23 protein-coding genes are annotated in these 22811 nt (G+C 39.1%); 13 read left to right on the top strand and 10 right to left on the bottom strand.

Features of this window, described 5'->3' with window-relative positions; translation table 11 throughout:
• The first annotated feature begins 9 nt into the window (after positions 1-9).
• Positions 10-753, top strand: coding sequence for a DUF2161 domain-containing phosphodiesterase (locus FILTAD_RS10565; RefSeq protein WP_124070739.1), 744 nt, complete (start codon positions 10-12; stop codon positions 751-753).
• A gap of 100 nt (positions 754-853) precedes the next feature.
• Positions 854-1411 (top strand): DUF420 domain-containing protein, encoded by a 558-nt coding sequence (locus tag FILTAD_RS10560; protein WP_124070738.1) that lies wholly within the window; start codon positions 854-856, stop codon positions 1409-1411.
• 320 nt (positions 1412-1731) lie between these two features.
• Here FILTAD_RS10560 and FILTAD_RS10555 read toward each other — a convergent pair whose 3' ends face one another.
• Positions 1732-1932 carry a hypothetical protein gene (locus FILTAD_RS10555; protein ID WP_124070737.1) on the bottom strand — a complete coding sequence of 67 codons (201 nt, stop codon included), beginning with the start codon at positions 1930-1932 and terminating at the stop codon, positions 1732-1734.
• Positions 1933-2232: 300 nt separating this feature from the next.
• Between FILTAD_RS10555 and FILTAD_RS10550 the strand changes: the two genes are divergently transcribed.
• From FILTAD_RS10550 to FILTAD_RS10530, 5 genes are all read left to right on the top strand, one after another.
• Positions 2233-2661: a MarR family winged helix-turn-helix transcriptional regulator gene (locus FILTAD_RS10550; RefSeq protein ID WP_124070736.1), complete on the top strand. Its 429-nt coding sequence runs from the start codon at positions 2233-2235 to the stop codon at positions 2659-2661.
• Between the two features lie 17 nt (positions 2662-2678).
• A complete protein-coding gene (locus FILTAD_RS10545) occupies positions 2679-3878 on the top strand; it encodes an MFS transporter (RefSeq protein WP_124070735.1) in 1200 nt (399 codons plus the stop codon).
• A gap of 96 nt (positions 3879-3974) precedes the next feature.
• Entirely contained in the window at positions 3975-4889 is a 915-nt protein-coding gene (locus tag FILTAD_RS10540) for a chemotaxis protein (protein WP_124070734.1), read from the top strand.
• A gap of 148 nt (positions 4890-5037) precedes the next feature.
• The gene (locus tag FILTAD_RS10535) at positions 5038-5478 is read left to right on the top strand and encodes a HEAT repeat domain-containing protein (RefSeq protein ID WP_124070733.1); all 441 of its coding nucleotides are present in this window, start codon (positions 5038-5040) and stop codon (positions 5476-5478) included.
• Positions 5479-5615: 137 nt separating this feature from the next.
• Positions 5616-6272 carry a glyoxalase gene (locus FILTAD_RS10530; RefSeq protein ID WP_124070732.1) on the top strand — a complete coding sequence of 219 codons (657 nt, stop codon included), beginning with the start codon at positions 5616-5618 and terminating at the stop codon, positions 6270-6272.
• A gap of 347 nt (positions 6273-6619) precedes the next feature.
• Here the strand turns inward: FILTAD_RS10530 and FILTAD_RS10525 are convergent, their stop codons facing one another.
• The 3 genes from FILTAD_RS10525 to FILTAD_RS15835 all read right to left on the bottom strand — a co-directional run bounded on the left by FILTAD_RS10525 (position 6620) and on the right by FILTAD_RS15835 (position 8771).
• The gene (locus tag FILTAD_RS10525) at positions 6620-7300 is read right to left on the bottom strand and encodes an ABC transporter ATP-binding protein (RefSeq protein WP_124070731.1); all 681 of its coding nucleotides are present in this window, start codon (positions 7298-7300) and stop codon (positions 6620-6622) included.
• Position 7301: 1 nt separating this feature from the next.
• Complete coding sequence (locus FILTAD_RS10520; protein WP_124070730.1) at positions 7302-8336, bottom strand: FtsX-like permease family protein; 1035 nt, start codon at positions 8334-8336, stop codon at positions 7302-7304.
• A 258-nt stretch (positions 8337-8594) separates the two neighbouring features.
• The gene (locus FILTAD_RS15835; RefSeq protein WP_160117603.1) at positions 8595-8771 is read right to left on the bottom strand and encodes a hypothetical protein; all 177 of its coding nucleotides are present in this window, start codon (positions 8769-8771) and stop codon (positions 8595-8597) included.
• 165 nt (positions 8772-8936) lie between these two features.
• Between FILTAD_RS15835 and FILTAD_RS10515 the strand changes: the two genes are divergently transcribed.
• Positions 8937-9983, top strand: a complete 1047-nt coding sequence (locus FILTAD_RS10515) for a tellurite resistance/C4-dicarboxylate transporter family protein (RefSeq protein ID WP_124070729.1) — start codon at positions 8937-8939, stop codon at positions 9981-9983.
• Positions 9984-10145: 162 nt separating this feature from the next.
• Here FILTAD_RS10515 and FILTAD_RS10510 read toward each other — a convergent pair whose 3' ends face one another.
• Together FILTAD_RS10510 and FILTAD_RS10505 are read right to left on the bottom strand one after the other, a co-directional pair.
• Entirely contained in the window at positions 10146-10823 is a 678-nt protein-coding gene (locus FILTAD_RS10510) for an ABC transporter ATP-binding protein (protein WP_124070728.1), read from the bottom strand.
• Positions 10824-10826: 3 nt separating this feature from the next.
• The gene (locus FILTAD_RS10505) at positions 10827-11894 is read right to left on the bottom strand and encodes an ABC transporter permease (RefSeq protein WP_124070727.1); all 1068 of its coding nucleotides are present in this window, start codon (positions 11892-11894) and stop codon (positions 10827-10829) included.
• Positions 11895-12175: 281 nt separating this feature from the next.
• On the opposite strand from FILTAD_RS10505, the gene FILTAD_RS10500 reads away from it, so the two are divergent.
• Positions 12176-12724: a YhcN/YlaJ family sporulation lipoprotein gene (locus FILTAD_RS10500; protein ID WP_124070726.1), complete on the top strand. Its 549-nt coding sequence runs from the start codon at positions 12176-12178 to the stop codon at positions 12722-12724.
• A gap of 165 nt (positions 12725-12889) precedes the next feature.
• Positions 12890-14179, top strand: a complete 1290-nt coding sequence (locus tag FILTAD_RS10495; protein ID WP_124070725.1) for a purine/pyrimidine permease — start codon at positions 12890-12892, stop codon at positions 14177-14179.
• 194 nt (positions 14180-14373) lie between these two features.
• Here the strand turns inward: FILTAD_RS10495 and FILTAD_RS10490 are convergent, their stop codons facing one another.
• On the bottom strand, positions 14374-15669 hold the full coding sequence (locus FILTAD_RS10490) for an Nramp family divalent metal transporter (protein ID WP_282432582.1): 1296 nt from the start codon (positions 15667-15669) through the stop codon (positions 14374-14376).
• 835 nt (positions 15670-16504) lie between these two features.
• On the opposite strand from FILTAD_RS10490, the gene FILTAD_RS10485 reads away from it, so the two are divergent.
• Positions 16505-16669, top strand: coding sequence for an aspartyl-phosphate phosphatase Spo0E family protein (locus tag FILTAD_RS10485; protein WP_124070724.1), 165 nt, complete (start codon positions 16505-16507; stop codon positions 16667-16669).
• Positions 16670-16766: 97 nt separating this feature from the next.
• Here FILTAD_RS10485 and FILTAD_RS10480 read toward each other — a convergent pair whose 3' ends face one another.
• Positions 16767-17861: a branched-chain amino acid aminotransferase gene (locus FILTAD_RS10480; protein ID WP_124070723.1), complete on the bottom strand. Its 1095-nt coding sequence runs from the start codon at positions 17859-17861 to the stop codon at positions 16767-16769.
• 182 nt (positions 17862-18043) lie between these two features.
• Here FILTAD_RS10480 and FILTAD_RS10475 point away from each other — a divergent pair, with 182 nt between their 5' ends.
• A complete protein-coding gene (locus tag FILTAD_RS10475) occupies positions 18044-19162 on the top strand; it encodes an NAD(P)/FAD-dependent oxidoreductase (RefSeq protein ID WP_124070722.1) in 1119 nt (372 codons plus the stop codon).
• A gap of 65 nt (positions 19163-19227) precedes the next feature.
• Here the strand turns inward: FILTAD_RS10475 and FILTAD_RS10470 are convergent, their stop codons facing one another.
• On the bottom strand, positions 19228-20451 hold the full coding sequence (locus FILTAD_RS10470; protein WP_238988225.1) for a CynX/NimT family MFS transporter: 1224 nt from the start codon (positions 20449-20451) through the stop codon (positions 19228-19230).
• A gap of 218 nt (positions 20452-20669) precedes the next feature.
• Here FILTAD_RS10470 and FILTAD_RS10465 point away from each other — a divergent pair, with 218 nt between their 5' ends.
• Positions 20670-21425, top strand: coding sequence for an exodeoxyribonuclease III (locus FILTAD_RS10465; RefSeq protein WP_124070720.1), 756 nt, complete (start codon positions 20670-20672; stop codon positions 21423-21425).
• A 52-nt stretch (positions 21426-21477) separates the two neighbouring features.
• Here FILTAD_RS10465 and FILTAD_RS10460 read toward each other — a convergent pair whose 3' ends face one another.
• Positions 21478-22719 (bottom strand): CynX/NimT family MFS transporter, encoded by a 1242-nt coding sequence (locus tag FILTAD_RS10460; RefSeq protein ID WP_238988224.1) that lies wholly within the window; start codon positions 22717-22719, stop codon positions 21478-21480.
• Positions 22720-22811 lie beyond the last annotated feature (92 nt).

Genomic DNA, 22811 nt, shown 5'->3' with positions numbered 1-22811 from the left:
AATTCTTATATGAAAAGCAATAAAATTAAACGATATGAAGTTGATTTGTTCGATCCGATTGAACGCTATTTTACGGCACTTGGGTACGATGTGCATGGTGAGGTCAATGATTGTGACGTGACCGCATTAAAGGACGACGAACTTGTCATAGTTGAGTTGAAATTGACGCTAAATGTAGAGCTTCTTATTCAAGCAACGAAAAGGCTACGTCTGACTAAAGCGGTTTATATTGCTATACCGAAGCCGGCGTATAGTTTGCGGTCAAAAAAATGGAAAGATAGTTGTCATTTGATAAGGAAAATCGGACTTGGACTGATTATTGTTTCATTCCAAGACAGCGGCGAAAAGATGGATATCGTTTTTGAGCCGGGCCCATTTGATAATGTCAAAAGTATGAGACAAAGTAAGAAGAAACGAAACGAGTTAGTTATGGAGATAAACGGCAGGCAAGGGAATTATAATGTAGGTGGAAGTAGCCAGACAAAGCTAATGACCACCTATAAACAAAATTGCATCCATATTGCGTGCAGTTTGGAACGCTTCGGGCCGTTATCAGCAAAACAACTTCGCGATATAGGGACGGGAGAAAAGACTTCGTCAATACTTATAAAGAATTATTATGGCTGGTTTGAGCGAATTCGAAGGGGAACATATTGCATTACGGAAAAAGGAATCAGTGAACTTAAGGAATATCCAGGGATGGCTGACTTTTATTCGAAATCGATTGAGCATATTTCTGAAATCGAAAAATGACAAGATAGTGAACACATGCACATTAACAGTTAAAACGATTAATTTATGCTAAACTACATAAATAGCGTTTCACAAAACGGTAATGGAGTGTATGAATTTTATGAATCAAAGTAAAAGCGGAAGTGCTGCAAAGCCTTTCAAAAAACGTAATTACAAACCAATGATTATTACATTATCAATCGTTTTGATCAGTGCGATAGGTCTTCTTTCTGGAAGGCGGAATCAGCCCCCATTCGAAGCGTTCGATATCACAATCTTACCTCTTTTGAATGCCATTTTTAATTGTTTTACATTTTTATTTTTAGTAATTGCTCTAGTTGCTATTATGAAAAGAAAAATCAAAGTTCATCAAACGTTTATCTACGCTGCTTTTGCCACGACATTTCTTTTTCTATTAAGTTATGTGTCGTATCATTTCCTTGCACAGTCAACGTCTTTTGGTGGAAAAGGAGTTTTAGCAGGTATCTATTATTTCGTTTTAATCACACATATTATTCTGGCGGCAGCAATAGTTCCGCTTGCACTTACGACAGTTACACGAGCTTGGAATATGGAGAATGAACGCCATAAGAAAATTGCTCGTTGGACAATGCCGATTTGGCTGTACGTCAGCTTTACAGGTGTATTGGTCTATGTAATGATTAGTCCATATTATTAAGTTTCCATTGAATCGGTAAAAATGCCCTTCCAAAATTATTTGGAAGGGCATTTTTATCTTAATTCATGACCACAATAAAGGATGTAGAATCAGTTACATTTTAACTTTTAACTTAATTCAGCAGAAGTCTTCCACTTCCATAAGTGGCGGGATGAATGCTGGATATGCATTCAATTCAGTGGGGGTTCAAACCCCGGCTGAATCAAGTTAAAGCCTCCGGCGGATGTCACAGATTTTGAAGGGAATGAATTGAGCAAGCTCAATTCAAAATCTGGACGCAATCACGCCAAGGCGCGATTGATTTGGAATCTAAACTATTCTCATAAATACGATTTGTCTTGCTCGCTTTTTTTACGGCCATTTGGCGTAATGGGCTCATGTTTAGGCTTCAAGTTCCCGAGTTCGGCCAACTCCATAGAAATCTCTTCTTTCATGCGACCGGGCTTTATTTTCTGGTTTTTCGGCGTTTGAGGCAAAGAACCTGAATTATTACCGGAACCTTTATGATCATCTCTTCCCATTATAAAACCTCCTCCTCAATATTCTGTTCCTGTATAAGATGGCTCATAAAGCATATATTCATGTACGATATCTACAAAAAAGACGAACCAAATTTTAGATCCCCAAAAACTGAAAGATTCAAGGTGACCACATATGTCTGCATATATATGCGTTAATAAATCAAAAGACTTCTCCGCGTATTGAGAAGTTTTTTTGCAATTGTAAAGGGTAGGTCGTTTAACTGGACAATAAACACGAGTCTTTGATACTTTAATGTAGTTAACATGGGTAACAGTTAACAAAGATAACTATCTAGGAGTGTGATTCAAATACAACCATTTCAACATCTTTTTCATCAATTATTATTATTGTATCGCCCATTCGAAAGCCGTCTGAACGAGTTGTTGGGGAAACATCAAATCTTCAGAGGACAATGGTCTGTGCTTCATTATTTGGCGAATGAAGGATCTACAACATTAGTAGAATTATCCCATTATCTGTATGTTGAGAAGCCGACAACAACAAGAACAATCAATCGTTTAGAAGAACTCGGTTATGTTGAACATGTACCTAGCAGGGATAAGAGGGAAAAAAGAATGCAATTGACTGTTCTTGGACAACAAGTATACGAAGAGGTACGTATTACCATTGATGCATTTGAAAAAGATATATTGACAGGAATTTCAGTGGAGGAACAGCAAGACATGGTTCGCATCATGCAAATAATACGAGCTAATATTTTGAAATAATTTAAGGGGATTACTATATGGATCGGACTAAATCGAAACTTTGGACGAAGGACTTTATCGTGGTATCCTCCGTTAACTTTTTATTGACGTTAATTTTTTACTTACTCATGGTTACAATAGCTGTTTATGCAGTGAATGAATATAGTGCAACAACAAGTCAAGCAGGTCTTATCACCGGGATATTCATCATCGGCACATTGATCGGCAGACTCTTTACAGGTCGCGTCATCGATTCAATTGGGCGTAAACGAACATTGATCATCGGACTTATCCTTTTTACGCTAACGACCCTTTTATATTTTATAAATATCGGTATTCCTTTTTTACTTGTAAACCGTTTTATTCACGGTATTGCGCTTGGAGTAGCGAGCACAGCTGCCGGAACGATTGTGGCGCAAATTATTCCTATTACTCGACGAGGTGAGGGAATTGGTTATTATAGTATGAGCGCTACGCTTGCTACGGCCATTGGTCCATTCGTTGGTCTACTAATGAGCCAACATACTTCTTTTCAGATGATTTTTGCCTTCTGTCTAGTTCTTGGTTTTCTAAGTTTGGTAACGGCCTTTTTTGTGAAGGTTCCAATGCTAGAAAATGCAGTGCCGGTCGTCAATGAAAAAGGCATTAAACTATCTCAGTTTGTAGAACTAAAAGCAGTGCCCATAGCATTTGTAACATTTGTGGTAGCATTCGCTTATTCGAGTGTTCTATCGTTCATAAACTTCTATGCAATCGAAGTGGATTTAGTAAGTACAGCTAGTTTCTTCTTTATCGTCTATGCTGTAGCTGTTTTGGTGTCACGTCCTTTTACGGGTCGTTTGATGGATGTTAAAGGTTCGAACCTAATTATGTATCCGGCATTTGTTTTATTCGGAGCGGGATTAATTTTGCTGAGCACAGCGCAAAGTAGTGTCGTTCTTTTATTATCTGGCGCACTGATTGGTTTAGGTTTTGGTAATATGCAGTCAACTACGCAAGCGATTGCTGTGAAGTTAACACCCCCACATCGAATGGGGCTCGCTACGTCTACTTTTTTCATAGCGTTAGACGGTGGATTAGGATTTGGCCCTTATTTGCTAGGATTCATCATCCCGGTAATTGGTTACAGTAAGCTTTATATTGCATTAGGTATTTTTGTATTTGTGAGTTCAATTTTGTACTATTTTTTGCACGGAAAAAAAGAAAGTAAAGAAAAAGTCGCGAATTTTTGCAACTGAAAATAAAGTGGAGGTAGCTCTACCATAACGCATTCATTTCCGCTCTGTTTGACCGATATAAATGTTAGTAGTCAAATGGTACGTAAAGAGAAGGGAATGAATGAGTTGTCGACTAGCAATGGCATTTTACTCGAAAGTGGTACGAATGAGTTAGAAATTATTGAATTTGAAATGGGACAGAATCGATATGGCATTAACGTCATTAAAGTAAAGGAAATTATTTTACCTGTGCCTGTTACGCCTATACCGCACTCTCATCCATCAATTGAAGGAATTATTCAATTACGTGGAGAAGTGTTGCCTGTTATTAATATGGAAAAGGTAATGGGTTTACCGAAAAAAATGTCAAAAAGTGAAGGGAAATACATCGTTGCGACATTTAATAAGCAACAGGTTGTCTTTCATGTACATGATGTGTCTCAAATCCATCGAATTTCATGGGATCAAATTGAGAAACCATCCGATATTTATACAGCGGACTTCTCACAAGTTATCGGAGTCATCAAGCGCCAAAATGAAATGTTGCTATTGCTTGATTTTGAAAAGATTGTCCTTGAAATCAACCCGGAAACCGGCATAAACGTCGGACAGGTTAAGAAACTCGGCAAGCGGGAGCGTTCCAACAAACGTATCTTAATCGCTGAAGATTCGTCTTTACTCAGAAAACTATTACAGGATACATTGCACGAAGCGGGCTACGATAATCTACTTTTTTACGAAAATGGGAAAGATGCGTTGAGTTATTTAGAAGAACTCGTAGGACAAGGGAAAAACGTTTCTGACGAAGTGAAACTAGTCATCACGGACATTGAAATGCCACAAATGGATGGCCATCATTTCACGAAAAGAATTCGTGGGGATAAGGACATGACGCAATTACCAATCATCATTTTCTCTTCGCTTATTACCGATGAACTAAAACACAAGGGAGAAAGTGTAGGCGCGGATGATCAAGTAAGTAAACCTGAAATTGCGGAACTCATTTTAAAAATCGATCACTATATTTTGTGATTATATAAGACGTATTAAAAAGTTCCAATAACTTGCCAATGGGGCTTGTTTACAAACGATTACATACCTTACTCTTGATGATGGTATACTAGGGGATGAAGGCGAACATGTCTTTAAAAGGATTTACAGTAGAAGGAGATTGAACGATTTGACTGATAAAATTAAAAATGAATTACCACCAAATTACGAGGAATTAAAGAAATCCGTCAACCGCATGTCAAATTGGAGAGAACGCCTTGAAGCGGTGGAAGAGCTAGGCAAGTGGAAGCACCAGCGGACGATTGACGTACTTACACGGAAAATGGAGCTTGACCCTGTCTATAAAGTACAAGAAGCAGCTTATCAAAACCTTAAGAAACTTGGCGAGGATGTTCAACTACCTTCAAGGAAAAAGTTTGAACTCATTAAAGACGCCAATAAAGTTCTATTTAGAATTAAGAAAAGTTTACCGCGTGATCATACGTTTGAACAGTTTGAAGAAAAATTAAAAAAGATGCGTGAGGACTTGTATGATACGTACGAAGGAGATAAAGGTGCAGACTTTGATAAATGGCTTAAAGAAGCCTGGGAGACTGCGGAAAAGAAATGAAATGTAGTGAAAATAGTAGAAGATGAAACCGAAATATATTGGTTTCATCTTTTTTTCTTTTGTCAAAAATAATAGCCCCCGCAATGTTATACTGAATAAGAGCGAAAATTTGTCCAATAATTAGTCGAGGTGATGGAATGTTCAAGTCTGTTACGCTATATACAAATAAATTGAAGTCATTAAAACGTTTTTATGGAAATGTGTTGGAGTTAACTATTCTAGAATCTACCGACGAACAATTCACTATAAAAGTCGGGGAATCCACCCTCTTATTCAAGCAATCGGATCAAGCTGCGTTTTATCATTTTGCGATCAACATCCCTGGTAACCAATTTTCGATGATGAGATACTGGATGATTGACCGAGTGACTTTGAATAGGGAGGAAGGTAGGGATGAAATTTACTTCCCGACTTTTGATGCAGATTCGATGTACTTCGAAGATCCTGCCGGGAATATTGTCGAACTGATTGGTCGAAGAAAACGGGATTTGTTCGGTGATTTGTCAAATGCATCATTCCTGAATATAAGTGAAGTCGGGATAACGACTCAATATGTTGCGGATGTTGGAGACCAGCTCCAAGATTTTGGTATTCCGCTTCGCGGAGGCACGGAAGTAGACCCTGATTCTTTGAACTTTCTAGGTAAAGGCGATACATTCATCGTGCTGGTTCCTCCAGCTAGAAGATGGTACTTTTCAAAAAAGACGGGGGAGACGCATCCACTTGAAATCACAATGAGCGACAACCGCCAAATTGTGATGGATGAAGAAGGTAAGGTCACGCTATCTGAATAGAAGTAGAATAGTTGAGACGCATGGCGGTAAGTTTATCCCGCATTAACGGGCAGTAAGACCCCCCAACTTTAAGTCTTCGTGAAAACAAGAAGAATAAGTGGGGGATCAACTGCCCGTAAAAGCCCGAATGGCTCAACTAACAATCAGTGGGGGATGAGGCAGACTAAATGTGCGACGTCCTGTCGCAACGTCTGCACTAGCACGTCCTGTGCGTCGAAAAACCCCCACTGATTGAAGTTTCGCTTTATCCAAGTCGTATGAGTTTCTATAAAGAAGAAAGGTAACCCAAGGAATTATGGGTTACCTTTCTTTAATTGTTCGTTCAATTATAAGTTGTGTACAAAGGGTCAACTTTGTAAAATCAATCCATCTTTCATCGTAATTACATGGTCTGCATAGCTAAGCATTTCTTCATCATGTGTAACCATCAACGTGGTAATGTTTAACGTTTTCGTTAGATCCCGAATCAATAGCATTACGTCTTTTGATCTTTTTGAGTCCAAGCTAGCTGTAGGTTCGTCTGCAAACAGCATTTTAGGTTTGTGAATGATTGCGCGGGCAATAGCCACCCGTTGCTTTTCGCCGCCCGACAAGGAAGCAGGATAAGCTTTAGAACGATGATTCATTTCAACCAACTTCAGGATTTTTGCGACTTCCGCTTTTTGTTCCTTTTTTTTCATGGTCGTTTCTGAAACGTCGAGCATAAGCATTAGTTGCTCTTCGACAGTGAGGAAAGGGACTAGATGAGCGGATTGAAAGACGAAACCAAACTCGCTTGCTCGTATTTTCCGTATTTGTTCCTGGTTCATGTCCGTCATGTTTTTTCCCTCGAAGAGTACTCGCCCGTCTGATGCACGTTGAAGACCCGCTGCAATCGTAAGAATTGTACTTTTTCCTGAGCCTGATGCACCGACTAATGCAGTTATTTCTCCTTCCTGAAGAGAGAGGTTGATGCCTTTTAAGACCTGCTCGTCAATTTCACCATTCGTAAATGTTTTCTTGACTTCATCTATTGTGAAAACTGTCATATTAAACCTCTCCTTGTTGGATTGCTTGTAGTGGTTCAACTTTTTTAATTTGGATACCAGAAAGGGTGGCTCCGATAAATCCGATAATGATAAAAACAATTGATAATTGTACAGTTGTTTGTAGCGTTAAGCTAAATGGCATTCCAGCAGGTGCAATCATTGTGAAACCTTGACTAAGTGCAACGGAAAACGTAAGCGCAATTAAAGTGATGACAATCATTTGCGACCACATCATACCGAAGAGAGAACTTGTCTTTACGCCGATAGCCTTCAAGATGCCATACAAGCCGATTTTTTGAACATTCATCATATAGAAGAAGATTGCGAACAACATACCACTAATGACGACTAAGAACCAAACAATCATATTGAGTGACATTTGTTCTGCACTATAACTAGGAATTGTGTTAAGGAAGTCTTTGTTTGAAAAAGATTGAAGGCCCTCGATTTCTAGTGCTTTTTCTTTACCGGGTACGAAAACCAATTGCATTTCATTCACACGGTAAATTTCTTTGTAGTTTTCCATATTGATATAAGCAACGGGTGCGTGGCTGTACTTCTTTTGATCGACAAACGCTTTGACTGTGAATTCGCCGCTGAACTGATTATTCGTCAACGTGTCTCCAACTTTTAGACCTTTGTCTTCCAATGAACGATCTAGTACGATTTCTCCTTTTTCAACACTTTCGAACAGTTTGGAATCGGTTGACGTGACAAAAGCAATACTATGCTGTTTGTCATCCGCATCGTTCACAAAACCCATTTGTATTGAAAGTGCCGCTGCATCTTTTTGCCCGTTCATTGCCTTGTCTTGCATGCTTGCATCTATTCTGGATAGATTGTATGTTGCATCAGCATCAGCATTCATATAAAACTGTCCTTCAGGTAAATCTTTTATTAGCGCCGCGTTATCTTGTGATAATCCATTTGACAATCCTGAAATGATAAATGTTAAAAAACTGACTAGGAATATAATTGAACCTAAAATTATGAATTTCGTTTTATTCTTTTTAATTTCTTTCCATGCTAGATTCATCTTTACGCCTCCGTGTTTTCTTAATAACCTGAGTATATTATCCTTAGGTGAACGGAGTATGAACGAACTATAGTAAAATCGTCATTTAAAACAACAAGTGAATTAGAAGGGCTCTAATTTTTGTTGTGTAGATATCTTATTCCTTGTTTTTACATTCTTTTATAAACGGGAAAAACTCCAATGCGATAGTTAGTCGCAATAGAGTCGGATTTTTACTGTATAGGGTGTTATAAAGAATTCCGTTTAATCTACCTTAATTCATTCCTTGTGTTCGTATTCCGGGGTTGTCGAACGATAAAGTTCCCGCATTGCTTCCTTACGTTCACCAAGTAATGCATTTTCACTAGCCAATTCTTCGTGAATATCATTTTGCTTAGTGGAGTCTATTTTTGCTTTTTGTCCAACCGGTTTTTCATTCGAATCCATACTTTTCATTGCGAATCCTCCTTGGTTGCTAAATCTTAACTTTTAGTATGGCTTAGTAATGATGGATTCATGTATGGTATATTAGATTTTGAAAGATGTTTATGAAATGTACTTTTTAAAAGTAAATAAGAATTATCGCTTTGTTTAGCCATGTAGTTAAGGGGGAATTAACCGTTGTTTACCTATCTGAAGCAAAAAGCTGAAAATCTATTTCCGGGCTATTTTGCACTTGTTATGGCAACAGGTGCATTGTCTATTGGTTTGGAACTACTCGGGTATCATTTCATAGCAAAGTCATTGCTAGTCGTGAATGTGGTTGCATATTTGACGTTATGGATGTTAACGCTTATTCGTTTAGTTCGTTATTTTACAAAACTAAAAGATGATTTGATGAGTCATGAAAACGGACCGGGCTTTTTTACGTTAGTGGCAGGAACTTGTGTCTTTGGAAGCCAATTGATAGTCGTTGGTGGCGAAAGTCAAATTGCTTTGGCATTATGGATTCTTGCAATTTTATTATGGTGTGTCATTATGTACACTTTTTTCACTTCTGTTACTGTTCGAAAAGACAAGCCCGGCTTGGTTGAAGGAATCAATGGTGCCTGGCTTATAGCCGCAGTTGCTACACAATCTGTATCGATATTAGGTACATTACTTTCAACACATATTCAAACAGAACCAGAAATTATTCTATTCTTTACATTGTGTATGTATTTTCTAGGCTGTATGTTATATCTCAATATTATTACATTGATTTTCTATCGCTTTACATTTTTAAAACTTGATTTTTCTGCTCTTACACCTCCCTATTGGATTAATATGGGTGCGGTTGCAATTACAACATTGGCAGGTTCAACATTAATTTTACATGCTGAGTTCTCTTCATTGGTTGTAGAAATCACGCCTTTTATAAAAGGGTTCACTTTATTCTTCTGGACAACTGGAACATGGTGGATTCCGTTGCTATTCATCCTAACAATTTGGCGTCATGTCTATCATCGTTTTCCATTGACGTATGATCATCAGCTTTGGGGAATGGCTTTCCCTCTTGCGATGTATACAACGAGTACATATCAGTTATCAAAGGCATTGGACTTCCCATTTTTAATGATTATTCCACATGCTATGGTGTATATTGCTATAGTTGCTTGGTTAGTGATATTTGTTGGGCTGTTATATCATCTTTATCAAGACCTTACTAACCATTTTAAATTAAGTTGAAAAAATAGGGCGTATAACTAATGGCTCTAGGAAGATGAAGGTATGTTCGAAGAGGCTAAAGATGCAAAAAGTAATCACCGCCTGAAAACTAATGCTTTTATAGGACGATAAAAAGAGCTGAAAACCACTGGGGCTTTCAGCTCTTTTTTTGTTGTTTAGATATTACTCCTTACTTTTAAGCGTTAGGATACCATCCGTCATGTTATAGACCTTATCGCAATACCCGACTAAACGTGTATCATGTGTAACGACGATTGTCGTAGTATTTTTGTTTTTTGTTTCATTTTTCAACAGTTCCATTACTTCATATGCACGATCAGAGTCAAGAGAAGCTGTAGGTTCATCTGCCAAAATAATGGACGGATTGCTGTATAATGCCTTGGCGATTGCTGCACGTTGCCGTTCACCGCCCGATAAATCGGATGGGTATTTATCACGTAAATCACTAATACCTAAGTCCTTATACAATTGCTCAAGTTCCGCCTTTGTCATATTTCCCTTTTTTACCTTATCTAACAGTTTTAACTGCTTTTCCACTGTTAGAAAGGGAATCAGATTGGAAGCCTGTAGTATGAATCCAATCTCTTTTAAACGAATTTTAGAGCGTTTTTTCTCATTTAACGATGAAAGGTTTTCTTTATTTATAATTACTTCCCCGGTAGAAGGGGATAGTAAGCCGCCTACAATAGTTAGAAAAGTACTTTTCCCGGAACCGGATGGACCAATAATCGCAATTAGTTCACCTCTTTCTGCAAGGAAATCTGTTTCTTTTAATGCGTCTACCTGTTTATGTCCTGTACCAAAAGACTTTTTCACTTTGTTTAATTCTAAAATAGCCATCTATTACCCTCCTATCGCTTTTAATGGGTCTATTTTGACAATGGTCAACACGGAGAATACTGCACCTGCTATAGCGACAAGGATAAGGACAACCCCATAAATTAACATTGTTGGAAAGTCAAAGGACACAGGAACTGCGCTCGGTAAAAACGTACCTGTAATGAGTGTCAACACAAAACCGATTGCTACTCCGATGGTTGCCAATATGAAGGTTTGCGCAATAACTGATTTTGAAAGATATACATTCGAAATCCCTTGCGCCTTCATAATACCGAACATACTTATCTTTTGGACAGTTAATACGTATAAAAAAATAGCCACGATAACTGCAGAAATGACAAACAAGAAATAAATCATAAAATTCAATGTCAGATTCTGCTCAGTATAACCCGGCAGATTGCGTATGAATGTCTCAGTTTCAACAACCTCTAATGCATCATTTTCAGTAGCATTCTTTAAATCATCGGTTTTAATAACAACTCCGTTTATATTGTTTTTATTTACATCAGCTGATTCTCCGTATTTCACTTTATCGAAAGTGTTTAGGTCACTATAAAGAACGGGTGCTGCGTTAAAACGCGCGTCGTCCGTAAAACCTACAATCGTTAACGTTTCTTCGGTGGAGGATAATTGTAACTTATCGCCAACTTTGAATCCTTCTTCTATCAATGCATCACTAGCGATTACTTCACCCACCTCAGAAAATACATTACCTTCGGTTACAGATGGCATGATGAATTCATCTTCCTTAATACCAAAAATGGTAACGTTTTTCTTTTTATCGCCATTGCCAGCAATGGCACTCATTTGGGCGATTACGGCGATTTCTTTTGCTTTGACACTTTCAGCATCGTCTAGAGTCATTGAGGATTGATATAAGCTTTTATCGGATTCAGCAGTTAAAATGATAGCTGTTGCGTTCCATTTGTCTACGGACTCCCGATTCATGTCCTGTAAACCGGTCGCAAGCCCTGATAGAAAGAAAACCAAGTAGGAGACAAGCATAAGGACACCAGTGATTAAGATGAAGCGTAATTTATTCTTTTTAATTTCATTCCAAGCTAAAAACATACATTCACATCCTTTTTATTATTGAAATCCATTAGTAATTTTTACTAATGAAAGACCTATTATGTAACCGCATTTCATACCATCTAGACGAATCATATGTAGTTCTCCTTGATAATAATATAAGTATAGATGATTTCAATGCAAGTTTATATGGTCAGGGCGTGAGTTACCCGGTTTTCCATACTTCTAAAAAACAAGTGAAAATTTTACTGAAATCAGCATACATAAAAAAGACTTCTTCGGCAATTCTATAACTGATAGCAAAAGAAGGAGGAGTAACGATGAAAAAAATAGGGATGTTTACATTGGCTATGCTTTTGGCGGTGTTATTAATGGGGTGTGGTGCAAAAGACGACAATGACAAAGACACTACAGCAAATAATGACAATAACGATGATACTACCGAGGTTCAAGATGAGAATGCAGGGTCAAACGATGAAGGTACTGAAAATAAAGATGACATGAATAACGATGACATGAACCATGACAATCAGTCAAAAGTGAAAGTGGCTGAGGATGCAGCGGATAAAGTTACTGAATTGGATGAAGTTGAAAGTGCAAATGTAATGGTAACAGATGAAAATGCTTATGTGGCAGTCGTGTTAAAAGACGCAACTGGTGATGAAATTGCAAAGGATTTAGAAGATAAAATAGCGGAACAGGTTAGGACTGTGAACACTGATATTGACAATGTATATGTGTCGATGAATCCGGACTTTGTGAAACAAATGAATGACTATGGCACGCAGATTAATGAAGGTGATCCTGTAGAAGGATTTTTTGAGGAGTTTAGTGAGTCCATGAAGCGTGTATTCCCGGATGCACATTAATTTAAAAAATTTTATGATAGCTATAAGATGATATGCCGACTAACGAATCAATTTGGATATGAATTGATTTGTTAGTTGTTTTTTTTTACATAAACTACATAGCCAAATCAATTATTGTTATACTATATTGCATTGAACTAATTGATTATGTAGAGGTGTTCTAATTTGAAGAATTTTGTCGGTGGAATACAATGGGCAGTTTTCCTAGTTGCTTCTTCCATTGCGGCCCCAATCGCTATTGCACATGTGTTTGGGATGGAGGGAATGGATACGACGCTGTTTATTCAGCGGACGATTTTTGTATTAGGTATTGCATGCCTAATTCAGGCATTCATCGGACATAAGTTACCGATCAATGAAGGTCCTGCTGGATTATGGTGGGGCGTATTTGTCGTCTATGCTGGAATGACGGGTGCGTTGTATCCAACAATGGAAAAGACGTTCCAAGCCTTACAAAGTGGTTTGTTATATAGTGGGATTTTGTTCATTATATTAGCGTATACCGGACTTGTGTCGAAAATGAAAAAGTTATTCACGCCGACTGTCACATTCATCTATTTGATATTACTTGTATTTCAGTTGAGCGGAACATTTATAAAAGGGATGTTCGGTATCGAGTCGACAGGAGATCCATTTGATGGGGTTGTCGCACTTGGGAGTGTTGCCGTAATTTTGTTTACATTATACAGCATGAATCACAGGACAAGCTGGATTCAGAAGTATTCCGTACTACTGTCAATCGGTTTAGGCTGGCTTCTCTTTTTGATATTGAAAAAGACGCCATCGATTTCTTTCGGATCTGCGCCTATCATTTCATTACCAGACATGCTTGTGTTTGGTAAACCGGTATGGGATGGCGGTATGTTCGTCACGTCTTTATTTATCACATTACTTTTAATAACGAATATGATTGCTTCCATTCGCGTGATGGAAAATTTGTATAAGCATTCTTTCCATATTGAAAAACCCGAGCGGATAAAAGAAGGTGCCGTTGTTTCAGGGATTAACCATCTCCTCGCGGGATTATTTTCAGCGATTGGGCCAGTACCGATTTCAGGCGCTGCTGGTTTTGTGAGTGCAACAAAAATGAAGTCACTTAGGCCGTTTATTATCGGGAGTGTGATTGTTGTAACTGTGAGTTTATTTCCCGCCGTTATGACGTTGTTCGCTGCATTACCCGTACCGGTTGCGTACGCTGTGACGTTTGCTATTTTCACGAAGATGGTGGAAATGGCCTTCCATGAACTTGAAGCAGAAGCGAATAAATCACGGGCTTTTAAAGTATCTGCATTTGGATTGATGATCGGTGTGGGCTTAATGTTTGTTCCAGTTGATAGTTTAAGTCATTTGCCAAGCATTGTCATATCCCTATTATCCAATGGTCTTGTAACTGGGACCATCATTGCAATTATCATTGAACAATACTTACTGAAACTAGCCAAGAAAAGTGGTTAACTGATGCGTTGATAACTTAGTCAAACATATGAATATCTGTATAGAATAAGCGTAGGCACCTTACAAGGGTTAGCCTTCGCCATAAGTCTGACGAAAAAGTTGTCTGGCATATGGCGGTTGGTATGCACGGAGCGCTGAAGCGTGTTTCATGGAAATTCTTTATTTCAATATATATAATCATATATTTCACGCTCTCATTTAAAAAGTGTCTCGTAAAGTAAAAACAAATTTAAGATAATAACGACAAGAGCGATAATCCATGCTGCGATTGTCGTTATTTTTTTGTTCACAAGTTCTCCCATAATTTGTCGATTAGCTGTAAATAGGATAAGAGGAACAAGGGCAAAAGCTATACCAAAAGATAAAATGACTTGGCTTGTTACAAGTGCGTCCGTTGGGTTGACGCCCATAATAATTATGAGCAAAGGGGGGAGCATCGTGACTGCACGTCTTACATACAAGTTAATGCGTTTACCGATGAATCCCTGCATGACAACGTCGCCGGTCATTGTACCAACAGCTGAACTGGACAATCCTGCAATCAGCAGGCCAAGCCCAAATGACATAGCGGCGGCGGGTCCGATTGAATCATAAAAACCAGTGTAGGCGATTTCTAAATCTTCAACGACTGTCCCGCTCTTAAAAAATAAGGCCGCCGCAATGATGAGCATGGACATGTTAATAGCTCCTGCAACAATCATTGCGATTACAATATCAATGAATTCGAATCTGAAAATCATTTTTTTCTCTGACTCGTTTTTACCTATGACACGGTTCTGGGTGAGTGATGAGTGTAAATAAATTGCATGGGGCATAACAGTCGCGCCGAGTATCCCTGCCGCAAGGAGAATTGAATCTACTCCTTCAAATCTTGGAACAAGCATACCTCCCATAACGGCCGAAATATCGGGTTTTGCTAAAAATGTCTGGAACGCGAATGCTAGGACGACAACAAGAACCATTGCAGCAATAACGGTTTCAAACGTACGATATCCTCGACGCTGCAATTCTAAAATGGCAAATGATCCGATTGCAGTTATGAGAGCGGCAGGAATCATTGGAATCCCGAATATCAAATAAAGGCCCAATGCCGCGCCAATGAATTCTGCCAAGTCGGTTGCGATGATTACAAGTTCACTTTGAATCCATAAAAAGAAAGATACTCTTTTCGGAAAACGTTCGTGTGCAACTTCAGGTAAGTTTTTTCTTGTTGCAATACCCAATTTTGCGGACAGTGATTGTATTAGAACGGCCATTCCATTTGAAATTGCAATGACCCATAGTAAAAGATAGCCATATTTTGAACCTGCTGTTATATTCGTGGCGAAATTACCTGGGTCAATATATGCAACTGCCGCTATGAATGCAGGTCCTAAAAAAGGGAAAATCCTCTTGATCCCTGTAATGTCACCGCGCAAAACAGATTCTGCTGACAAAGAAGTCTTATTCGTTTTCTTCATTTTAGTTTGTTGAACATTTTTTTTAGCCAAGAATAATCCCTTCTTTACAATGAAGTGGCACATTAAGCCTAAAAGTTGGTGCGAGTATCTATTTGTTTCATTATTGCCCTTATTCGTGGCATATAAAACTTTTGGACCGATGAAAACTAAATACTACAGGATAAAACGTTCAAATGGTATATTTATTAAGAACAGTTTGACCTCTAGATGAAAGAGGTACATGAAGAAAGAGGAGTGGTAAATGTGCATAAGGCAGATAGCAGACCGCAAAAACCAGACAAGCAACAGTGGGTAGCGTTAAGTGTGGTAGTTATTCTGATTGCCGTTCAAGTTGTATGGGGACTTGTTTGAAATTAAATGATAAGCTACAAACCATTCACTCAAACAACCTTATACGAGGACAAAATGATGAAAATTATCATTGTAGCCGAAAGTGGATACCCAGTATACTGAATTCTAACTATTTATCCATAATTGAAAACGATAGTAAATGAAAAGCCCTAACACAATTTTGTGTCAGGGCATTTTTTCTTTAAAGGCTATAAACTATAAAGATTGAGCAAATCACCAACTGTGTAAACTAAGAGAAGGGTCAGCCATACCCATACCCGAAGCGATTTGAATGGGATCTTTAGTTCGACCAATATAGTTGAAATTCAGACTGGAAAGTTATTAACTATGTCGAAAAGAATAGAATAGTCAAATATCATTCACATTACCGTCACAACTTGAGAACAATTTAAAAGCTACCCAAAATACGACATAATTTTCATCCCACTCTATATATGATGAACAAGTTGCTTCTATACCTACTAGAAAATTGCTGCAAGATCTGAAGCGTAATATACTTTACGGAGGAGTAGTAATGAATAAAGTGTGCAGTAAGAAAGTATTGTTGTTTAGGATTAAGATAAAAAGGATAATTATGTATAAGAAAGCGGGGCATTTCGGTTTTACGCATCCGAGCGTAGTGGAATGCAGCCAAGAACTGGACATCTTAATGAACAGAGTACAAGGAATCTGTTCTTAAACATAGAAGTTGAATATGCCATATCAACAAAAATGTCCAACTAAAAAAGACAGTTCCAGCTTTATCCTGGCCCTGTCTTTTCTTATTTCTAAGGATTTTATAGTTGTTTAACCAAGTTTTGATTTAATTCGATAACCCAGTCAAATGGATCTTTCACTTTTCCAGTCTGAATGCCTGTTAATGTGTCATAGATTTTTTTGGACAATGCGCCAATTTCCATGTTATTAACAACCATCTTTTCACCTTTCCAGTTAAGCTCTCCAACCGGAGAAATAACCGCCGCTGTTCCTGTGCCAAAAATTTCTTCTAATTGGCCGTTTTCATAGGCGCTGCTGATTTCGTCCATGGAAACTTTTCGTTCAGTTACAGGGAATTCCCAGTGACGTAATAATTCAAGAATCGATTTTCTTGTGATTCCTTCCAAAATACTTCCATTGACGGCTGGCGTAATGATTTCGCCGTTAATTTTAAAGAAGATATTCATACTTCCTACTTCTTCGACGTATTTCCGTTCGACTCCATCCAACCATAGTACTTGTGAATATCCTTGTGCATCGGCCACTTGTTGGGCTTTTAAAGCAGATGCGTAATTTCCTGCTGTTTTCGCAGTACCTGTTCCGCCTGAAACTGCACGAACGTAATCGCTTTCCACCTTAATTTTAATAGGATGGATACCCTCTTTATAATAAGATCCTACCGGTGATAGGATAATCATGAATCTGTAACTTCTTGAGGGAGCGACGCCTAGGAACTTTTCTGTTGAAATGATGAATGGCCGGATGTAAAGGGATGTCCCTTCTGCATTTGGAATCCAGTCCTTATCAATTTCAATCAGCTGCAATAAACCGCTCAATGCTAATTCTTCATCAATCTGCGGCATGCAAAGACGATCACTGGAAAGGTTCATACGTTTCATATTTTCTTCTGGGCGGAATAGACGTATAACGCCATCTTCAGAGGAATAAGCTTTTAATCCCTCAAAGACAGTTTGGCCGTAGTGGAAAATGATGGATGCCGGGTCTAATGAAAGGGGGGCATAAGGTACGATTCGATGATCATGCCATCCTTGTCCTTCAGTGTAATCAGCTATAAACATATGGTCTGTAAAAACTCTTCCAAATTCTAATGTCTCTGAATCAGGTTTTGGTTTCTTTGTTTCTGTTAATTGTACTTGGATTGGTAAAGTTGTCATTGTCATCGCTACCCTTCATCTTATGTGATAAAAATCTCTAAAAGTTGGAATAGACTTATTATATAACTTTTCAGGAAAAATGAAAGAACAATTTTAACTCTTTAGAAAACCAAATGCAGGGCATGTTCGAATATACCTGTGTAAAATGGAAAAAGGAAAACTATTTAGAGGAAGGTGTTCGTGTGAAACAATACATAATTATTGGTGCAGGAATCTTAGGTGCATCGACAGCATATCATCTTGCAAAAGCGGGGGCCGGTGTAACGGTAATCGATCGTCAGGAACCAGGTAGAGCGACGGATGCGGCAGCTGGTATCATTTGCCCATGGTTGTCGCAAAGACGGAACAAAGCATGGTATAGCCTTGCGAAAAGCGGTGCGGCATATTATGGGTCACTCATCCGTCAACTTGAAGCGGATGGTGAAACGAATACAGGGTATGCACAAGTAGGAGCTATCAGTTTACACACAGACATTGAAAAACTTCGAAAAATGGAAGAGCGCGCTGTTAAAAGGTGTGAAGACGCACCTGAAATTGGATCAGTCCATACATTAGATCCAATCGAAACTGCAAAATTGTTCCCTCCGTTAGCTTCAGATTATGCTTCCGTTCACATTAGCGGTGCGGCTCGTGTAAATGGGAGAGACTTGCGTCAGTCTCTTGTAAATGCAGCAGGAAAGCATGGTGCGACATTTATATATGGAAATGCCAGCCTCGTATTTACGGACCAAGAAGTAACCGGTGTTAAAGTGGGGGACGAGCTTTATGCAGCAGATAGGGTCATACTCACAGCTGGTGCATGGGCGGCAGAGTTGCTTGCACCAGCTGGGATTCACTTGAAAATAAGTGGGCAGAAGGCGCAAATTGTCCATCTCCAGCTTGAGAATTCGCAAACTCATAAGTGGCCTGTCGTTATGCCGCCAGCAGATCAGTATATTCTTGCTTTTGATGATGGTCGGATTGTCGTCGGTGCAACACATGAGGATGATAAAGAATTCAATCTGAATGTAACGGCAGGCGGCCTGCACGAAATACTCGACAAGGCGCTCGCTGTAGCACCAGGACTCGCTGAAGCGGAGTTCGTTGAAACGCGTGTCGGCTTCAGACCGTTCACGCCGGGATTTCTTCCGATAATAGGTAAGGTGCCAGGATTCGATAATCTTTTATTGGCGAATGGGTTAGGCGCCTCAGGGTTGACTGTAGGTCCTTTTCTTGGCAGTCAACTTGCAAAATTAGCGCTTGAAGAACAGGTTGATATTAATTTGGAACTATATAAAATTGCAGGGGCTATCGTTGAATAATACAAAATAGATAGGCAATCAAAAAGACACTATTCAATTTAACGAATAGTGTCCTTTTACTTTCATCAAGATTCTTCAGGAACAACAAACTCGTTTTTACCTGCCTTCATTCCCGCGATAAATAGTAAAACAGCTGAAATAAGGAAGATGATCAATGGAAGCGTCCATCCTGACGTGAAATCATGTAGTAAACCGAATAACACGGGACCGATGGCAGCAAGTGTATAGCCGAAAGATTGAGCCATCCCGGATAACTCAGCCGCTTCATGAGGCGTCCTCGTACGCAACGAGAAAAACATCATGGAAAGACCGAATGCAGATCCACTTGCGACTCCTATCAAGATCATCCACAATGGGACCAGGGAATTTCCTCCCAAAAAGATGCCGCCATAACCTACCAAAAACAATACTGCAGCTACGACTACGAATTTTCGTTGGTCTTTCGATTTTCCAGCAAGAATTGGAATGATGAATGTCATTGGTAATTGGGCGAATTGAACAAGCGATACCATCCAACCTGCCGTATCACCACTTAGACCTTGAGATTTCAACACTTCAGGTACCCATGCAGATGTTGTATAAAAAATAAGTGATTGTAAACCCATGAAGAATGTGACACTCCAAGCGAGTGGTGAACGCCATAAAGAAAGTGATTTTTCTTTCCCACCAGTACTTTTAGAAAGAACGGTGGCCTCTTTATTCTTCGTCTTTATTTGTGGAATCCAAATAATAAGTGCAACTATGGTTAAAATAACCCAAATACCCAAAGCACCCGCCCATCCGAAAGATGTGCCATTGGCAATCGGAACACTGATCCCGGCTGCAATTGCTGCCGAAAGGTTCATGGAAACCGAATACATACCCGTCAACAATCCGATATGTAGTGGGAAGTTTAGTTTAATCAAGCTAGGTAACAGAACATTTCCAAAGGCGATTGCAAGTCCTAGTAAGAATGTCCCGGTCAATAGAAATGGAATCGTTCCAAGTGAACGGATGACAATTCCTGCTGCCAATAAAATGAGAGAAGCAAATAACGTTAGTTCCAATCCGAACCGACGGGCAAGCTTTGGAGCGAATGGTGAAATGATAGCGAATGCTAGAAGTGGAATCGTCGTCAGAAAGCCTGCAAGTACGTTAGATATAGAAAGCCCTTCAATAATGGAAGATATAACGGGGCCAACCGATGTCAAAGGCGATCGGAGTGTAGAGGCGATGAAAACGATACCGATAATAAGAATCCAAGTATTGCGTGAAAACTTAATTTTTCTTGATAATTGTTGTTGTTCCAAGATGTCGCCTCCGAAAAAATAATATGTGCATTTTATAGCCTATCACCCAAATCAATTTCATTTCAACTATCGAAATAAAAAGATTATAATAGGGCTAGAAAGGTAATATAAAGTAGTCGTGTCTAAATGTAAGGAATCTTTGCTACTATTGAGTAAGGCGGCAGTAAAACTCATGGAGGGTGCTCATAGCCCCACATTGTATAAGGAGTGAAAAGAGGATGAAATTAATTTCGTGGAATGTCAATGGCCTACGGGCGTGTGTAAAAAAAGGCTTCCTGGATTATTTTGAAGAAGTGGATGCGGATATATTCTGTGTGCAGGAAACAAAACTGCAAGCGGGGCAAATTGATTTATTACTCGAGGGTTACCATCAATACTGGAATTATGCATTGAAAAAGGGTTACTCCGGTACTGCGGTTTTCACAAAAGAAGAACCTTTATCTGTAAAGTATGGAGTAGGTGATGTGGATACTGAAGATGAGGGTCGAATTCTGACGCTAGAATATCCCACATTTTATTTGGTGAACGTTTACACACCGAATTCGAAACGGGATTTGACTCGTTTAGCCTATCGTTTGAAGTGGGAGGATGAAATGCGGGATTATTTGAACGTTTTGAATGAATCGAAGCCCGTTATCCTGTGTGGTGATCTTAACGTTGCCCACTTGGATATTGATGTTCGCAATGCGAAATCAAATAAGGGCAATTCTGGATTCACAGTGGAAGAACGTGGGAAGATGACTGCATTATTAGCGGATGGATTCACAGATACATACCGTCGTTTTTATCCGAATCAGGAAGAAGTCTACACATGGTGGTCCTATATGAATAAAGTAAGAGAACGTAATATAGGATGGCGAATAGATTATTTCATCACATCCAATAGCCTCGAATCGTTATTAAAAGATGCGGCGATCCATCCGCACGTACTAGGCAGCGATCATTGTCCGATTGTGTTGGAAATGACTATATGAACTTTTAAGAAAGGAAAAGCTTCTGACCATTATAGGTTCAGAAGCTTTTCTTCTACAGGGACGGATTATTGACAACGGGAAAGACGAATTCATCTTTCCCCGCCTTCATTCCGAATATGAAAAGTAAGAAGGCGGATGCGAAAAGAATTAGCATGGACATTGTCCAACCAGACGTGTAGTCATGAAGTAAACCAAATAGGACGGGTCCGATTGCGGCAAACGTATACCCAACTGATTGTGCAAAACCGGAAAGCTTTGCTGCCTCGTGCGGTGTACGCGTCCTCAATGTGAAAAACATCATCGCAAGTCCAAAACTACCGCCGCCCGCTACGCCAATCAAAATCATCCATAAAGGTGCAAGAGAGGGATTTCCGAATAAGATCCCAGTGAAACCCAGTAGATAAAAACTTGCAATACTAATGACGATAGTCCGTTGGTCTTTCACTTTATCAGCAAGAATAGGCACGATGAATGTTACCGGTATTTGAGAAATTTGCAAAAGGGATAGCATCCAGCCGGATTTATTTGCATTTAGGCCTTGTGACGTTAATACTTCTGGAACCCATGCCGCTGTCGTATAAAAAATCAACGATTGCAGTCCCATGAAGAACGTGATACTCCATACCAACGGAGAACGAATTAATGAAAATGATTGCGAGTTTTTCGTTGTCGGGTTTAAATTTGTCGAGATGCCCGTTCTATTCTTTAGTTGTGGACTCCAAGCAAGCAGTGCAATGACAGCCAATAATGACCATATACCTAATGAAAAAGTCCAACCTAAATTTGTCGCATAATTTAATGGAACACTGATTCCTGCAGCAATTGAAGCAGACAAATTCATTGAAACGGTGTAAATGCCTGTCATAAGTCCAATTTGCAGTGGGAAATTTAACTTCACTAAACTTGGCAATAAAACATTTCCGAATGCAATGGCTAATCCTAATAGAAATGTTCCGATAAGCAAAGTTGGAGCGTTCCCGATTGAACGTATAATAATACCAGCCGTTAACAACAATAAGGCGCCAAATAATGTACGTTCCATTCCAAATGTACGTGCAATTCTTGGTGCAAAAGGTGAAAGGATAGCAAAGGCAAGTAAAGGAATTGTTGTGATGAATCCAGCCAAGCCATTTGAAATGGCTAAACCTTCACGTATGGGTGAAATTAGTGGTCCAACTGAAGTTAACGGCGCCCTAAGCGTGGAGGCCATCAAGATGATGCCGATGAGAAGAATCCAAGTCTTGCGCCCAAGATTTAATCGTTTAGTTGTATGTATTGCTTTTTTTTTAGACAAAATAATCCCCTCACTAATCGTATTAATGGACTGAATGTTAATATTATTCAAGAATAACACAAGGGTGAGGATAATAATCTACATCTGTTGGA

Source organism: Filibacter tadaridae, assembly GCF_900609045.1.
Lineage (GTDB): Bacteria > Bacillota > Bacilli > Bacillales_A > Planococcaceae > Sporosarcina > Sporosarcina tadaridae.
The sequence above is the reverse complement of the archived record's forward strand: the minus strand, read 5'-3'. Positions and strand labels throughout refer to the sequence as shown.

What these genes read in the sequence shown, in the direction of transcription:
- FILTAD_RS10555 (WP_124070737.1), bottom strand. Translation starts at nt 1,932, where the DNA reads ATGGGAAGAGATGATCATAAAGGTTCCGGTAATAATTCAGGTTCTTTG.
- FILTAD_RS10525 (WP_124070731.1), bottom strand. Translation starts at nt 7,300, where the DNA reads ATGACAGTTTTCACAATAGATGAAGTCAAGAAAACATTTACGAATGGT.
- FILTAD_RS10505 (WP_124070727.1), bottom strand. Translation starts at nt 11,894, where the DNA reads ATGTTTTTAGCTTGGAATGAAATTAAAAAGAATAAATTACGCTTCATC.
- FILTAD_RS10520 (WP_124070730.1), bottom strand. Translation starts at nt 8,336, where the DNA reads ATGAATCTAGCATGGAAAGAAATTAAAAAGAATAAAACGAAATTCATA.
- FILTAD_RS10565 (WP_124070739.1), top strand. Translation starts at nt 10, where the DNA reads ATGAAAAGCAATAAAATTAAACGATATGAAGTTGATTTGTTCGATCCG.
- FILTAD_RS10485 (WP_124070724.1), top strand. Translation starts at nt 16,505, where the DNA reads ATGAATAAAGTGTGCAGTAAGAAAGTATTGTTGTTTAGGATTAAGATA.
- FILTAD_RS10465 (WP_124070720.1), top strand. Translation starts at nt 20,670, where the DNA reads ATGAAATTAATTTCGTGGAATGTCAATGGCCTACGGGCGTGTGTAAAA.
- FILTAD_RS10500 (WP_124070726.1), top strand. Translation starts at nt 12,176, where the DNA reads ATGAAAAAAATAGGGATGTTTACATTGGCTATGCTTTTGGCGGTGTTA.
- FILTAD_RS10480 (WP_124070723.1), bottom strand. Translation starts at nt 17,861, where the DNA reads ATGACAACTTTACCAATCCAAGTACAATTAACAGAAACAAAGAAACCA.
- FILTAD_RS10560 (WP_124070738.1), top strand. Translation starts at nt 854, where the DNA reads ATGAATCAAAGTAAAAGCGGAAGTGCTGCAAAGCCTTTCAAAAAACGT.
- FILTAD_RS10510 (WP_124070728.1), bottom strand. Translation starts at nt 10,823, where the DNA reads ATGGCTATTTTAGAATTAAACAAAGTGAAAAAGTCTTTTGGTACAGGA.
- FILTAD_RS15835 (WP_160117603.1), bottom strand. Translation starts at nt 8,771, where the DNA reads ATGAAAAGTATGGATTCGAATGAAAAACCGGTTGGACAAAAAGCAAAA.
- FILTAD_RS10545 (WP_124070735.1), top strand. Translation starts at nt 2,679, where the DNA reads ATGGATCGGACTAAATCGAAACTTTGGACGAAGGACTTTATCGTGGTA.
- FILTAD_RS10540 (WP_124070734.1), top strand. Translation starts at nt 3,975, where the DNA reads ATGAATGAGTTGTCGACTAGCAATGGCATTTTACTCGAAAGTGGTACG.
- FILTAD_RS10530 (WP_124070732.1), top strand. Translation starts at nt 5,616, where the DNA reads ATGTTCAAGTCTGTTACGCTATATACAAATAAATTGAAGTCATTAAAA.